The sequence below is a fragment of the Sanyastnella coralliicola genome (assembly GCF_030845195.1).
Lineage (GTDB): Bacteria > Bacteroidota > Bacteroidia > Flavobacteriales_D > Sanyastnellaceae > Sanyastnella > Sanyastnella coralliicola.
This window is the reverse complement of record NZ_CP132543.1, coordinates 3,853,943-3,868,828: the sequence shown is the minus strand read 5'-3', so window position 1 is coordinate 3,868,828 and position 14,886 is coordinate 3,853,943. Positions and strand designations below refer to the sequence as shown.

Annotated in this window: 14 protein-coding genes; 6 read left to right on the top strand and 8 right to left on the bottom strand. The window is 47.1% G+C overall.

Annotation, left to right across the window (positions count from 1 at the left end; genetic code table 11):
* Positions 1-28 precede the first annotated feature (28 nt).
* From RA156_RS15855 to RA156_RS15845, 3 genes are read left to right on the top strand one after another with little or no spacing between them, the layout of a single operon-like run.
* A complete protein-coding gene (locus RA156_RS15855; RefSeq protein ID WP_306641497.1) occupies positions 29-640 on the top strand; it encodes a hypothetical protein in 612 nt (203 codons plus the stop codon).
* Positions 641-697: 57 nt separating this feature from the next.
* Complete coding sequence (locus RA156_RS15850) at positions 698-1,954, top strand: pyridoxal phosphate-dependent aminotransferase (RefSeq protein ID WP_306641495.1); 1,257 nt, start codon at positions 698-700, stop codon at positions 1,952-1,954.
* Positions 1,955-1,966: 12 nt separating this feature from the next.
* Complete coding sequence (locus RA156_RS15845; RefSeq protein ID WP_306641493.1) at positions 1,967-3,055, top strand: mannose-1-phosphate guanylyltransferase; 1,089 nt, start codon at positions 1,967-1,969, stop codon at positions 3,053-3,055.
* Here RA156_RS15845 and fumC read toward each other — a convergent pair.
* Both fumC and prfB read right to left on the bottom strand, forming a co-directional pair.
* Positions 3,052-4,443 (bottom strand): class II fumarate hydratase, encoded by a 1,392-nt coding sequence (fumC, locus tag RA156_RS15840; RefSeq protein WP_306641491.1) that lies wholly within the window; start codon positions 4,441-4,443, stop codon positions 3,052-3,054. The genes RA156_RS15845 and fumC overlap by 4 nt on opposite strands.
* Before the next feature lie 14 nt (positions 4,444-4,457).
* A protein-coding gene (gene prfB / locus RA156_RS15835) for a peptide chain release factor 2 (RefSeq protein ID WP_350339791.1) occupies positions 4,458-5,571 on the bottom strand; the annotation gives its coding sequence in 2 pieces (ribosomal slippage) (positions 4,458-5,507 and positions 5,509-5,571; 1,113 coding nt in all).
* Between the two features lie 104 nt (positions 5,572-5,675).
* On the opposite strand from prfB, the gene RA156_RS15830 reads away from it, so the two are divergent.
* Positions 5,676-6,443, top strand: a complete 768-nt coding sequence (locus RA156_RS15830) for a hypothetical protein (protein WP_306641487.1) — start codon at positions 5,676-5,678, stop codon at positions 6,441-6,443.
* Here the strand turns inward: RA156_RS15830 and RA156_RS15825 are convergent.
* Complete coding sequence (locus tag RA156_RS15825; protein WP_306641485.1) at positions 6,440-6,913, bottom strand: regulatory protein RecX; 474 nt, start codon at positions 6,911-6,913, stop codon at positions 6,440-6,442. The two genes, RA156_RS15830 and RA156_RS15825, sit on opposite strands and share 4 nt — an antisense overlap.
* A 145-nt stretch (positions 6,914-7,058) precedes the next feature.
* On the opposite strand from RA156_RS15825, the gene RA156_RS15820 reads away from it, so the two are divergent.
* Complete coding sequence (locus RA156_RS15820) at positions 7,059-8,750, top strand: DUF349 domain-containing protein (RefSeq protein ID WP_306641483.1); 1,692 nt, start codon at positions 7,059-7,061, stop codon at positions 8,748-8,750.
* On the opposite strand, the gene RA156_RS15815 is transcribed toward RA156_RS15820, so the two are convergent.
* The 5 genes from RA156_RS15815 to RA156_RS15795 all read right to left on the bottom strand — a co-directional run bounded on the left by RA156_RS15815 (position 8,751) and on the right by RA156_RS15795 (position 13,758).
* Positions 8,751-10,931: an ATP-binding protein gene (locus tag RA156_RS15815; protein ID WP_306641481.1), complete on the bottom strand. Its 2,181-nt coding sequence runs from the start codon at positions 10,929-10,931 to the stop codon at positions 8,751-8,753. It lies immediately after the preceding gene.
* A complete protein-coding gene (locus tag RA156_RS15810) occupies positions 10,928-11,641 on the bottom strand; it encodes a sensor histidine kinase (protein WP_306641479.1) in 714 nt (237 codons plus the stop codon). The genes RA156_RS15815 and RA156_RS15810 overlap by 4 nt, the downstream gene beginning before the upstream one ends.
* A 14-nt stretch (positions 11,642-11,655) precedes the next feature.
* Complete coding sequence (locus RA156_RS15805) at positions 11,656-12,021, bottom strand: response regulator (protein WP_306641477.1); 366 nt, start codon at positions 12,019-12,021, stop codon at positions 11,656-11,658.
* Between the two features lie 104 nt (positions 12,022-12,125).
* On the bottom strand, positions 12,126-13,130 hold the full coding sequence (locus tag RA156_RS15800; protein WP_306641476.1) for a YhdH/YhfP family quinone oxidoreductase: 1,005 nt from the start codon (positions 13,128-13,130) through the stop codon (positions 12,126-12,128).
* On the bottom strand, positions 13,123-13,758 hold the full coding sequence (locus tag RA156_RS15795) for a polysaccharide deacetylase family protein (RefSeq protein WP_306641475.1): 636 nt from the start codon (positions 13,756-13,758) through the stop codon (positions 13,123-13,125). Before RA156_RS15795 ends, RA156_RS15800 begins: the two co-directional genes overlap by 8 nt.
* Before the next feature lie 105 nt (positions 13,759-13,863).
* Here RA156_RS15795 and RA156_RS15790 point away from each other — a divergent pair, with 105 nt between their 5' ends.
* Positions 13,864-14,886, top strand: coding sequence for a quinone oxidoreductase family protein (locus RA156_RS15790; protein WP_306641473.1), 1,023 nt, complete (start codon positions 13,864-13,866; stop codon positions 14,884-14,886).

The window sequence follows — 14,886 nt, the reverse complement described above, 5'->3', positions numbered from 1 at the left end:
GGAAAGATCAGATAGAAGTCCCTACTGAGTGACCACAGACCCTCGTTATCATTCTTTAGCATCTGTGCTCTCTGGTGAGGCACTTGAATATTGTTTTCGACTATTGGCGGAATCGGATGTTGCCTTTAAGCTGAGCAGACCTCGTTCGAGCAAATGGGGTGATTATCGCTTTGGTCGTTCCATTCAACCAGCCATCACTGTCAATCGAAATCTTGAGCCTCCTCTTTTCCTCATGACCTTTTTGCATGAGTTCGCCCATCATCAAACCACGCGAGACTATGGAAGGAAAGTTCCCCCACATGGCGTTGAGTGGAAGATGAATTTTCGCTCACTGATGTTGCCTTTCTTGAACGAAGACAGCCTAGGCAAAACGTTATTCCCGCTCATTGTCCGACACATGCAAAACCCTCGGGCAAATATCAGTGCTGACCAGGCCTTGTATCGTTATGTCCTAGATCAACGAGATGAAGAAGGCACAGAGATTCGTACGTTATCAATAGGTCAACGATTTCACTTTAGAAATGAGGAATACGAAGTCGAGCAACCCTTGCGCAAAAGGATTCGTGTCATTCGTACACGAGACCAGAGACGATATATTTTTCAACCTTTGGTGCGGGTATATGTCGGTGAGCCACAGTGAAATTTGTACTTTTGCACGGCCAAAAAGTGGCACTACGAACGCTTATTCTCTTCTTACATGACCAAGGTATCAAACATGGCTGCCAACCTCGTTGGATCAGAGATCATCAAACTTGCTGGTGAAATCAAGGCCAAAATCGCCGAAGGACAACGCATACACAACTTTACAATTGGAGATTTCAATCCTGAGATCTTCCCGATTCCGAATGCACTTGAAGAAGAGTTGATTAAAGCCATTCGTGAAGGTCACACCAACTACCCTGCTGCCAACGGAATGCAAGGGCTTAGAGAAGAGCTTGCTCGTTTCATTAAGAAAAACCAAGGCCTATCATACAGCCCAGATGAGTTCTTGGTAGCTGGTGGTGCTCGTCCGCTTATTCACGCAGTATACCAAGCATTGGTTGATCCAGGTGATAAAGTCGTATTTCCTGTTCCTTCATGGAATAACAATCACTACACGCACATGGCTCACGCCGAACGTGTGATGATCGAGACTTCTCCTGAGTCGAACTTCATGCCTACCGCTGATCAATTGAAGGAGCACCTCAAAGACGCTCGTATGTTGGCGCTTTGTTCACCGCTGAACCCTACTGGAACTGTTTTCAGCAAAGAACAGCTAGAAGCCATTTGTGAAGTGGTGCTAGAGATCAACAAAGAGCGTGGAGAGAACGACCCATTGTACGTATTGTACGATCAGATCTACTGGATGCTTTGTTACGGTGAAACAGCACACGTTGATCCAGTGAGTCTCTTTGAAGAAATGCGCCCGTACACCATCTTCATTGATGGGCTCTCCAAAGCCTTTGCCGCAACTGGAGTTCGCGTTGGGTGGTCTTTTGGACCTCCACACATCATCGCAAAGATGCGTGCTATTCTAGGTCACATTGGAGCTTGGTCTCCAAAGGCTGAACAGATGGCAACAGAGCGATACCTCAAACAAGAAGATAAGGTAGAAGCCTACCTCACAGATATTAAAGAACGCCTTTCAATGCGCCTCAACGGATTCTACCAAGGATTCCAAGCCATGAAAGCAGATGGCTATCCTGTAGATGCCATCAAACCTCAAGGTGCGATCTACCTCACGGTGAAGATTGACCTGAAAGGTTTTGAATACAACGGAACCGTAATGAACTCTACGAAAGAAGTTGCTTCTTTCTTGATCAACGAAGTAGGATTGGCGATTGTCCCATTCTATGCATTTGGTGCATCAGAGACTTCGGTTTGGTTCCGTCTTTCGGTGGGAACAGCCTCTGAAGCAAGCATTGCTGAAGTATTTGACGCATTGCGAGCAAAGCTGAGCCCTGTTAACGTTTAAACTACGATACCAATGGTGAATCCACATAACTACGCAGTGATCATGGCTGGTGGAATTGGCAGTCGATTCTGGCCAATGTCACGCGCTTCATTCCCGAAGCAGTTTCATGACATTCTAGGAACAGGAAGAACCCTCATCAAAATGACCTTTGATCGTTTGGCAAAGGTGACTCCAGAGGAAAATATCTTCGTTGTGACCAACGAACGTTACCGCGATTTGGTCTTGGAACAACTTCCAGGAATGAAGGCTGACCAAGTGTTATGTGAACCATTCATGCGAAACACTGCCCCGTGTATCGCTTATGCCAACTTCCGCATCGCTCAACGTGATCCGAAGGCACGCATCGTAGTGGCCCCATCTGATCACTTGATTACTGATGAATCAGGGTTCATTGAGACCCTTGAATTGGCCCTTGAAGAAACGTCTACTTCAAAGAACCTCGTCACACTTGGAATCAAGCCGCATCGTCCTGACACAGGTTATGGCTATATCCAATTTGAGGAAGATCAAGACACGGATTCTGACCGCATCATGAACGTGAAAACGTTCACAGAAAAGCCAAACTTAGAGCTGGCTCAAAGCTTCCTAGACTCTGGTGATTTCTACTGGAATTCAGGAATCTTCATCTGGAGTTTGGAGAACATCCAGCAGTCTTTCCAGGATCACTTGCCTGAGATGTACGAATTGTTCTTGTCTAAGAATGACGCCTTCGGCGGAAACGATGAGACAACCGCGATCGAGCAGATCTATGGTTCATGCGAGAACATCTCCATCGACTACGGAATCATGGAGAAAGCGCAAAACGTGAAAGTGGTATTGAGCGACTTCGGATGGAGCGACCTTGGAACTTGGGGGTCACTGTACACACACCTAGATCAAGACGATCAAGGAAACGGTGTAGTCGGTGATTGTATGGCTTACCAGGCGGTCAACAATGTGGTCTACGGTCAACCAAATAAGCTTGTCGTTCTTCAAGGATTGAACGACTTCATCGTGGTGGATACCAAAGATGCCTTGCTGATCTGCAAAAAGTCAGATGAACAGAAGATCAAGTCCATCGTGAACGATTTGAAGACCAGCAAGGAAGAGGACTACGTTTAGCGTCCAATCATCTTGAGCGGGTCAACCCACTCGTCGTATTCTTCTTCGGTTAGATAACCGAGTGCAAGTGCCGCTGCTTTCAGTGTGCTCCCTTCAGCATGTGCCTTACCTGCAATTTCAGCTGCTTTGTAGTAGCCAATCTTTGTATTCAATGCTGTCACCAACATCAATGAATTATCTACCAATTCTTTGATGCGCTTGGTGTTCGGCTCGATACCAGCAGCACAATGATCGTTGAATGACACACACGCGTCACCAATCAACTGAGCCGACTGAAGCAAGTTCGCTGCCATCATGGGCTTGAACACGTTCAGTTCATAGTGACCTTGGGTTCCACCTACAGAAACAGCCACGTCATTACCCATTACCTGTGCACAAACCATGGTCATGGCTTCACATTGTGTTGGGTTGACTTTCCCAGGCATGATTGAAGATCCTGGCTCATTCGCTGGGATGATCAATTCGCCAATTCCTGAACGTGGACCACTCGCCATCATGCGAATGTCGTTGGCAATCTTATTCAAGCTCACAGCAATTTGCTTCAGTGCACCGTGCGTTTCTACCATTGCATCGTGCGCTGCAAGTGCTTCGAACTTATTCTCTGCCGTCACAAACGGAAGCCCCGTGAACTCAGCGATGTACTTCGCAACTGTTTCCGAGTATCCTTTTGGTGTGTTGATTCCTGTTCCAACAGCTGTACCACCAAGAGCCAACTGTGACAGGTGCGCCAAGGTATTCTTCAGTGCTTTCAATCCGAAATTTAGCTGAGCAACGTAACCACTAAACTCCTGGCCTAGCGTCAATGGCGTAGCGTCCATCAGGTGCGTACGTCCAATCTTTACGACGTTATCAAGCTCTTCAGATTTCTTCTGAAGTGTATCACGAAGTTTCTCTACTCCAGGGATGGTCACTTCTACAACCTTTTTGTACCCGGCAATGTGCATTGCAGTTGGGAAGGTATCGTTCGAAGACTGAGACTTGTTGACATCGTCATTTGGGTGTAGCGGACGTTCGCCTTCACCTAGCTTTCCTCCGTTCAACACGTGTGCGCGGTTGGCCACCACTTCATTCACGTTCATGTTGCTCTGCGTTCCAGAACCTGTCTGCCAGATTACCAGTGGGAATTGGTCATCCAACTTCCCCGCAAGGATTTCATCACATGCTTGTCCGATCAAGTCACGCTTTTCTTCGGCGAGTCCGCCCAATTCAGCGTTAGTATATGCTGCGGCCTTCTTCAGGTATGCGAAGGCTTGAACGATCTCCATTGGCATGGAAGCCACCGGTCCGATCTTAAAGTTATTACGAGAGCGCTCAGTTTGTGCTCCCCAGTATTTATCGGCAGGTACTTTTACCTGTCCGATGGTGTCTTTTTCTATGCGGTATTCCATTGCTGGTTTGGTTATCAAATTTCCTCTGATTCGGTTTTGGCGCCACTTCCTGCGCTCATTAGGTAGGCCTTGAGCATGTCTTCGATATCACCGTTCATGATACCATCAACATTTGAGCTCTCGTAGGCACTGCGGTTATCCTTGACGAGTTTATAAGGCTGCATGACGTACGAACGGATTTGTGAACCCCATTCGATTTTCTTCTTGCCTGCCTCGATTTCGCTTCGTGCTTCGTTGCGTTTCGCAATCTCCATTTCATAGAGCTGCGATTTTAACAACTGCATCGCCTTCTCTTTGTTTCCGAGCTGCGAACGTGTTTCTGTGTTGTCAATGACAATACCTGTTGGTTTGTGACGAAGACGAACCCCAGTTTCTACCTTGTTCACGTTCTGTCCACCGGCACCTCCAGATCGGAAGGTCTCCCATGAGATGTCAGCTGGATTCACATGAATTTCAATAGAATCATCTACCAATGGGTAGACATAAACAGAAACGAAGCTCGTGTGACGGCGCGCATTCGAATCAAAAGGCGAGATACGCACCAATCGGTGCACTCCATTTTCTCCTTTCAACATTCCAAAAGCGAATTCACCATCGAACTCAAGCGTTACTTGCTTGATCCCGGCAACATCTCCTTCTTGGATATCAATTTCACGGATTTTGTATCCGGCTTTTTCGCCGTACATCAAGTACATGCGCATGAGCATTGAAGCCCAATCACAACTCTCGGTTCCACCTGCTCCGGCGGTGATTTGCATCACGGCGCTGAGGGCATCTTCTTCATTGGAAAGCATGTTCTTGAATTCAAGTTCTTCGATCTTGGTAATGGCGTCATTGTATGATGACTTCACCTCATCTTCTGAGGCTTCTCCTTCCTTGAAGAACTCGTAAAGGACATTCAAATCGTCTACGGCTTGTGTACAACTTGCGTAGCTGTCTGTCCATGATTTCTTGGTACGAATGCGTCGCATCACACCCTCTGCTTTCTTGGGATCGTTCCAAAATTCAGGGTCTTGCGTCAGCTTTTCGTCTTCTTGTATCTCGATCAGTTTCTTATCGACGTCAAAGATACCCCCTTAGCGCTTCCAGGCGCCCAGCTAATGCTGCTACGTTATCACTTGTGATCATGGCGGCAAAGGTAATGCAATTGCCTATTCTGAGGAACGGAAAATCGCTTCCGCGCTAGCGAATTAAAGATCATTTTCTAATTTCATGGGCACAGCCAAAACACCATGGAAGATATTCTTGACATTCAGCACGAAAGCAATCAGCAAGACGGACCTTCATTGTCTCAACTTGATGCCGAGGGCTACAAATTTGATTTTAGCCGAGCCTTTGAAACAGGATGGGCGGCCTTCAAAGATGACATTGGGCAGTACATTTTGTACACCTTGGTCATGCTTGTGATCATCATCGCCAGTCTCATTACGATTGTTGGACCGATTCTCATCGCAATGCCACTTTCAGCCGGTGTCATGATCTACGGAAGCTACGCGCTCAAAAAAGAGACACGCGAATTCAACACGTTCTTCGAAGGTTTTAAATTCTTTGGACCTCTCTTGGGCTATCTATTGATTATGGTGCTGCTTTCACTTGTCTTTATTGTTCCTTTCGCGCTCATCTTTGGGATGGGTTCGGCGATAGCTGACGCTGCAAATTCCGAAGCCATAGAAGCGATTTCAGCAATCATGCTTGGGCCACTTCAGATTCTAATCATGGTGATTAGTGTCTTGATTCAAGCCTTTCTATTTTTCTCTGTCCCTCTGATTGTTATTGGAGGTCTTGGGACTATGGACGCGATTAAGTGGAGTGCTAAAATTGCTCGCAAGCAGTTCTGGTGGATTCTATTGTTTGCGTTTGTAGTCAGCTTGATTAGCCAAGCAGGTGCCTTCGCATGTTACGTCGGATTGCTGTTCACGATGCCACTATCGCAATGCCTCATCTTGGGAGCATACGCTGATATTGTTGGGCTTGGGAATAAGCAAGAAGCCTCGCTTTAAGCGAAACCTCGATCATCAAGTACAGCATTAATCAACGAGCTTTCGTAGCCTCGTTGGTAAGCATAGCGCAACAACTTTTGGCGTTGTTCATAGCTCAAGTCTTTACCTGGGCGCCACCCCTTTGAGTGCAAAACTGATCGGAGGTTCTCTTCGTATTCATCTTCTTTGATGACCGACTGGAATGCGGCGGAAATCAAGGAATCGCTGATTTGATGAGGTTTCAAGGCATGCTTGATTTTAATGCGGCCCCATTTCTTGATTCGAACCCTTCCAGAAACGAAGCTTTCTGTGAATCTTACGTCATCTAAATATTGCTCAGAAGTGAGTTGTTGGATGGCCTTGGCTAAGTCTTTTTCACCCATGCCAAGCTCCTGAAGCTTCCGTTCAACCTCGGATGTGCTTCGGTCACGGCGTGCGCACCAGTTTCTCATGCGGGCAATCAATGCTTCATATTCCCCTCTTGCTTCCATAACGCAAATATGACAATTGCAGCCCAACCCCTTCAAGCGCAACTTTTTCTGAAAGCCTTCGTTTCTTGTCGGAGAAGGCCGCGCATTTCGCGGCTACCCTTGAATTATTTGTATTTTTGTGCTCCCATAAGGACTAACAACAGTTATGAAAGCGGAAATCGTAGAGAAACTGGAGGGCCTGCTACAGACAGATGACATTACATCGATCAAACAAGGTGTAAGAGATCTGCTGGCCGACTTTAAAGCAGCAAATGCTAAAGATCGGCAGATCCAGCTAGAGAAATGGCAAGGCGAAGAACATGAAGAAGGAGAAGAGTTCAACTACACGCCAGCGGCGGAAGATGAGCAATTCGATGCGTTGATGACCACTTACCGCGAACGCGTTAAGGAACACGGTCAGAAAATCGCAGAGGAGCAGCGTGCCAACCTCAAAGCAAAGGAAGACATCCTGAAAGAGCTGGAGTCTCTCGTGAAAGACGAAGAGAACGTGGGCAAGGCATTCGCTACGATGAAAGAACTCGACGAACGTTGGAAGACGATCGGAGATGTTCCTGGAGACAAGTACAACGATCTCCGAGAGAAACACACGCGCCTCAAAGACGACTTCTACTACAACATCAATATCTACAAAGAGCTTCAGGAAAATGACCTGAAGATCAACTTGAAGAAGAAAGAAGACCTCATCGAGAAGGCCAAAGGTTTGGCAGCGGTGGCTGACATCAAGGAAATCGAGATGTTGACACGTAGCTACCAAAAGGAATGGTCTGAGATTGGTCCTTCACCGCGAGAAAACTGGAAAGAACTTGGAGATGAGTTCTACGGGATCGTGCGTGAGGCATTTAGCCGTGTTCAAGCTCACTACGACTCACTTCGCAGTTCATACGAAGAGAACCTTACGAAGAAGCGCGCCCTTGTTGACAAGCTGCGTGAAATCGTTTCATTGGAAATCTCCAACCACGGAACGTGGCAAAAGAAGACGGAAGAAATCATCCAATTACAGAAAGACTGGAAGATGATTGGCTTCGCTCCAAAGAAAGAGAACGAAGAGGTTTGGCAAGAATTCCGTGGGTTATGTGACCTATTCTTTGAAAAGAAAAACACCTTCTACGATAGCCGTAAGTCTGAACAAAAAGGCAACAAGGCGAAAAAAGAAGAGCTCGTTCAAAAGGCCAATGAACTCAAAGAAAGCACTGATTGGAAGTCTGCAACAGAGGCATTGGTAAACATGCAGAAGCAGTGGAAGAGCATTGGCTCAGCTGCTCCTGGTGAAGAACGTAAGCTGTGGCAGAAATTCCGTGCAGCATGTGATCATTTCTTCAATGCGAAGAAAGAGCACTTCGCTGGTATGGGTGCCCGTCAGGAAGAAAACCAAAAAGCGAAAGAAGCCTTGATCGAAGAGATCAAAGCATTCGAGCTTTCAGGAAATCGCAATGAAGACCTTCAAGCGCTTCGCGAATTCCAGAACCGTTGGTCTGGTATCGGTTACGTGCCGAAATCAGCAATCAAAACGGTGAATGAAACTTACTTCTCAGCCATCGACGGAAAGTACGATCAACTGAAAATGGATCGTCGTGACCGCTCAATGACACGCTACAAAGATCGTCTTGATTCTATGAAAGGACAGGACGATGGAGATCGCGAGTTACGTCGTGAAAAGCGTTTGTTGCGTGATAAGATTGACCGTCTGAAGCAACGTGTATTGCAGTACGAAAACAACATGAGCTTCTTCACCGGACCAGGTGCTGACGACCTCAAGAAAGATTTCGAACGCAAGATTCGTACAGCAGAAGATGAGATCGCTGAGATCAAGGAAAAGCTTCGACTATTTAACGACTGATTAGAGTTTGAATTCGACCTCGCTTGGCTTCATTAGCTCAGGCTCGATCTCTTTCTCTACAGACGGTAATGTGAATCGGAAAGTAGCTCCTACTCCTTCCTCACCATAAGGTTCGATACGTCCACCATGACGTGTCACAACGCGCTGTACAATAGCGAGTCCAACTCCGGTGCCTTCGAAATCCTCATGCGGATGTAATCGCTGGAACACACCAAAGAGCTTGCTCGCGTAATTCATGTTGAACCCTACCCCATTGTCTTTAACTTGGTAGGCCACCATATCGTCCTGAGCCTCAGAGGTAACTTCGATGATGGCTTGTTCTTCACGTGCGGTGAACTTAACAGCGTTCCAAATGAAGTTGACAAGCACTTGGCGAATCATGTTCGCATCTCCTTTACAAGGAAGTAGGCTTTCTGCTTTGAAGACGATGTTTCGCTCCGGTACTTGTGCACTCAATTCTTTGATGACATCTGCGACCAGTGCCTGCATATCAACCTCTCCGAAGCTCACTGGCTTACGACCAATGCGCGAGAAGTCAAGAAGGTCATCAATGAGTTGAGACATCTCCCCTGCTCCTTTGCAAATCACATTGAGGTAGTGCTGCGCGGTTTCGTCTAGTTTCTCTTGGTAATCATCTTTCAGTGCTCCGGAGAATCCACTGATAGCGCGAAGAGGAGCACGTAAATCGTGTGATACTGAATAGGAGAACGACTCGAGTTCTTTAATTGCCTGACGCATCTTGAAGGTGCGGTCATCCACGCGTTGCTCAAGTTCTTCATTCATCAACTCAAGCTTACTACGTGCATCACGCATGGAGTGCGCAGAGCCAATATTCCCTGCCAAGGTCATCATCCCGTTGAAGACATGTTCATCGGTAGGTCGTTCCTTTTTGTTTCCTATTACTAGAGAACCCCAAAGCTTTTCCCCCACAATGATCGGCGCGAGCACCAATTGCTCAATTCCTCTTTCTTCAAGTGTTTTCTTCAAGGTCTCGTTAGCAGCCGAGGAATACAGTTCAATTGGAATTCCATTCTCGAGGCTTCGAATTAACCCATGCGCATCATAGTCTCCAATGGCTCCATCGGTCACGCCCATATTCACTGTATCGTCTAGTCTCCATCTACCCGTTACTTTGTATTGAACGTCTTCAGGGTCTGTCATATCATAGACATAAGCGATCATCGCATCAGCATTTAAGGCTGTACCTGCGAGTTCCATTGCTTTGTCTACATTTTCTCTGAAGTCGTTCTCCTCGAGCAACAATGTGGAAGCTTTTGCGATGCTTTCCATCACCACAGATTGCTTGAAAATCTTCTCTTCGTTTTGCTTGATTCGCGTTACGTCTTCCGTTGAAATAAGCAGCTTGTAAACGCCACCACTTTCTCCTAGGAAGCGCCAGCGTTTCAGGGTATGGATCATTGCTCCACCACTTGTGCGGTGTGGGAGCTCATATTCAATTTCTTGTTCGCCTTCCCAGATTCCGCGAATAGCGCGTTTGAAATACCCAATGGATTCATTGGTGTAGAATGACTCGTGGCGATCAATGAACTCTTCTAAGGTGTTACAACCGTATAGATGCAGAGCCTCTTGGTTCAAGTTCAGCACCTTCATCTTTTTCCGAAGCGCAAGCACCTCATCAAGGGAACCACCAAGAATAGATTCTACATCTACTCCAGAAGACTTCTTCTGCTCTAAGAATTCATTAAGCTCGGTGTAATCATATTCACCAATGGCAATACCTACAGATTGGAAGATGGCACGGTGATTCTTCTCCGATTGCTCAATCTGTTCTTGGTACTTCTTACGTTCGATGGAATAAACAATCGCCTTCTCCAAAAGATTGGCATCGAATTCACCTTTTACGATGTAATCCTGGGCTCCTTCTTTTACGATTTCAAGGGCAATGTTCTTATCGCTCAATCCCGAAAGGATAACTACCGGGGCATTGATAATTGACGCCACCTGCTGGAAGGTTTCCTTCCCGAAGCTATCAGGGAGGAAGAGGTCAAGAAAAACAATGTCGTAGGTATTCGATTCGAGCTTTTGCAGGGTATCCTGCATCGTCTCGGCATGTTCGATCTGAATAAAGAAGTCTCGGATTTGACTCAAGACCTCTTTGAAAATGATAAAATCCTGCAAGTTATCCTCAACAACGAGGATACGCGTCTTCAAGTAACTCATAGAACACCCAATGGCAAACTCAGGTAAGCCGTCGTTCCTTCGCCAGGGGTAGATTCTAAGTTAATTTCTCCTCCGTGCTTCTGTACGATCTCCCGAGCAATGGTTAATCCAGCTCCAATCTTCTCACTTCTCGCGTCAGTACGTTTGAACATCTCGAAGATCTTGTCTAAATATACCGGATTTATTCCACGTCCGTTGTCACGAACCTCGATCAATGCGCGATCTTCCACTTGGTGTGCCTCTACAGTGATTTGCATCGGCTCTTCTCCTGGATTATCGAAGGAATTCTGAAATAGGATCTTAAATAGATTCACCACCTGACTTGGTGGCATCAATACTGGTGGCAAGTTGCCACGAACAATATCGCTTCCCGCCTTATCGGTCTCACCAGAGAACATTCCTTTGAGATCATCAACCACCTCATTCAACGAAACCACTTGAGGTGTTTCCGTATTTCTTGCCACTCGAGAGAGTTCTACTAGAGCATAGATCATACGCTTCATGCGCTCTGCATTTTCAATACCGTAGTCTAGGTACTGTTGTGCATCTGGATCTAACTGCCCTTGAGTTTTCGTCTCAAGCAGTTTCAGAAATGAACTGATCATACGCAGCGGTTCCTGAAGGTCGTGCGATACACTGTAGAGAAAGCGTTCGTACGCTCCTTCGGGAGCTTTCAGGCCTTTTTTCGCTGGATGATTTGGTAGGGCCATAGGACGGGAACCTGTCATGCTTCTTGCAATACTTCGTTAATTATCTGGGGCAACTCGGCCAACTGCTTGCTCTTACTTACGCAACGCTTCACCCCTTCCGAAAGGGCTACCGATTTCGTGTAGTCATCTTCTTTGTTTGACAGGAAGATTACCGGAACACGAATGCATAAGCTATTCATCAGTTTCACAAAATCGAATCCATCGATCGTAGGCATACTGATGTCAAGCAGGATCAAGTCAATATCTGTAGTAGTAAGAACGGAAATCGCTTCAGACGTCGTGAGACACGTTTCAACATCAAAGTCGTGTTGAACTAGCATCATTTTGGTCATTCGTAGCGTGATGACCTCGTCGTCAATCAATAATAGTTTTGTTTTCATATTTCTCATTCTCGTTTCCAAATGTATATGGAGACCTTAGAGAATGAGGTAAGCATGATGCTCTACTGTCTGTAGGACTTCTCTGACAACTATGTAGCGCGGAATTAAGACATGCGGCAAACCACGCGTCCTGTGGTGTTTCCTTCTAATATTTGCGCTATCGCGGAAGGAATAGCGTCGAGTCCGACGATAGAAACACTCGACTGATTGAGCGGGAATCGCCACTCGGTAGCTAACTTCTCCCAGAGCTGATGACGAAGACGAATCGGTGTTTCAGCGCTATCTACTCCCAACAGATTCACACCGTTCAAAATGAATGGATAGACCGTCGTATGCAATTCCGCGCTAGCGACTAAACCAATGGTAGCCACACTGCCATTGCGTGCACACCCCTTAATCAAAGTAGCAAGCGTATTGCCCCCAACGTTATCAATCGCACCAGACCAACGGCTACGAAGCAACGGACGACCACTCTGATCATCCACTTCTTCACGCGTTAAGATTTGCGACGCGCCCAATGAACGCAAGTAGTCGTGCTTATCAGCTTTACCCGTGGCAGCATGCACATCATAGCCGGCATGTTTCAATAGAGCCACTGCCATGCTTCCTACTCCGCCCGTGGCGCCTGTAACCACGATGGGGCCCATCTCAGGAATTTGACCGCACGCCTCCATCTTGTGAAGCGCTAAAGCCGCTGTGTACGCTGCTGTACCGTATGCCGCAGCTTCAGGCATGCTCAATCCTTTTGGCAACGCCACTACCCATTCAGCTGGAACACGAATGTATTGTCCGAAGCCACCTGCTGTATTCATTCCTAAATCGAACGAAGTGCAAAGAACAGCGGTTCCAGGAGCCCATTTACCTGACTTGTCTTCAACCACTTCACCTACAGCATCAACACCTGGGGTATGCGGATAATTGCGAGTGATTCCCTTGTGGCCAGAAGCAGAAAGTGCGTCTTTATAATTCAACGCTGAGTAGTGCACTTTGATCGTGACTTCGTGATCAGGTAAAAAGTCAAAATCAAGCTCTTCAATCTGATGGCTAAACGTGCCGTCTACGGCTTCACGCGCTACTAACGCGCGGTATGTTGAGGGTAGATCACCCATGACTCTTCGTATTCTCTTCGGTTAATAAACTACAGGTATACCCTTCTACTTCTAGGTACCGGAGGTATTCAGGCAAGGCTTGCAAGACGCGATCTCTTGCCTTGATGCTATCGTGAAACACTACCACTGAACCCGGTCGGGTATACTCAATCAAGGTATCAACACACTGCTCTACCGATCGGTTCTCATCCCAATCGCCAGCGAGTACGTCCCACATAATGAGGTGGAATCTGTTGCGAAGGGCCTCCGCCTGTTGACGTCTGATTCGACCATAAGGAGGACGGAACAATTTCGAATTGACCAACTCTTCACAGCGCAATACACTTTTGAGGTAGCTCATCTGAGAGGTTCTCCAACCATTCTCGTGAGACCAAGTGTGGTTACCAACTGAGTGCCCGCGATCTAATAAGTCGAGGAAGATTTCAGGGTGACGTTCTACGTTTTCGCCCACACAAAAGAAAGTTCCTTTGGCGCCATATTCATCCAAGATGTCTAAGACCTGTGGCGTGACCTCGGGAACCGGGCCATCATCGAAGGTCAGAAAGACTTCGCGCTGAGAGGTAGGAATATCCCAAACCAAATCACCGGCAAGCGGCTTTACGATGGATGGGGTTTTGGCGAGATACATCGTGTCAAAGATAGCGGAAGTGCCTCCAAACGCTGGTTTCAAGAACAGAAAGAAATCAACCTCCCATTGCCCATAAATCAAGATCGAGTCATTTATCTTCGTCGCATGAAAGCTGCTGTACTCACGACCAATGGCAATGCCTTTGATTCATTCGAGATCCGTGACCTTGATAAACCAACACCTCAGGAAGGCCAAGTATTGATCAAAGTGGAGGCCTTTGGGCTCAATTTCGCTGATGTAATGGCACGTCGTGGTCTATACCGCGAAGCTCCTCCCTTGCCTTCTGTCATCGGGTATGATTTGGTAGGAAAAGTAGAGGCCGTGGGTAGCGGAGTAGATACTTCTCTCATCGGCGAACGCGTGGCGGGGATGAGTCGTTTTGGTTCCTACGCTGAATACTGCGCTACTCAAGCAAGCGGTGTGGCAGTGGTCCCAGATGATATGCCAGCTGCGGAGGCTTGCGCCTTAGGGACTCAATATTGCACCGCCTGGTACGCGGCGTTTCAAGCGACCAACATGAACCCGGGTGAACGCGTGCTGATCCATGCAGCAGCAGGTGGTGTAGGAACTGCCTTGGTTCAGCTCGCACAGTGGAAAGGATGCGAAATCTTCGCCACTGCTGGAAGCGATGAAAAAATCCAACTGCTCAAAGATCGAGGTGTACAGCACGTCATTAATTACCGCACTCAAGATTACGAAGAGGAAATCAAGAAGATTCTTGGTGAGAAACGTCTTGACATGACCTTCAACGCTATCGCGGGAAGCACCTTTAAGAAAGACATGCGCTTAATTGGCGCTGGTGGACGCGTAGTCATCTACGGCGCGGCTGAACGCGCTGGAAAAAAAGGAGGTAAATGGGCCACTATCAATATGCTTCGAAAGATGGGGCTCCTGATTCCATTGCTTCGTATGGCGAAAAGCCAAGCGCTGATTGGAGTGAATATGCTGAAGATCGCTGATCATCGTCCACAACGCATTGCAGAAGCGTTAGAAGAACTTGTTAAACTCTACCAAGAAGGTGTGATCAAACCACAGTCTGGAGGAGAATATTCGGTCAATGAATTGGCTCAAGCGCATGATGATCTGGAGTACCGAAGAACCACTGGCAAATTGGCTGTGCGCTGGTAA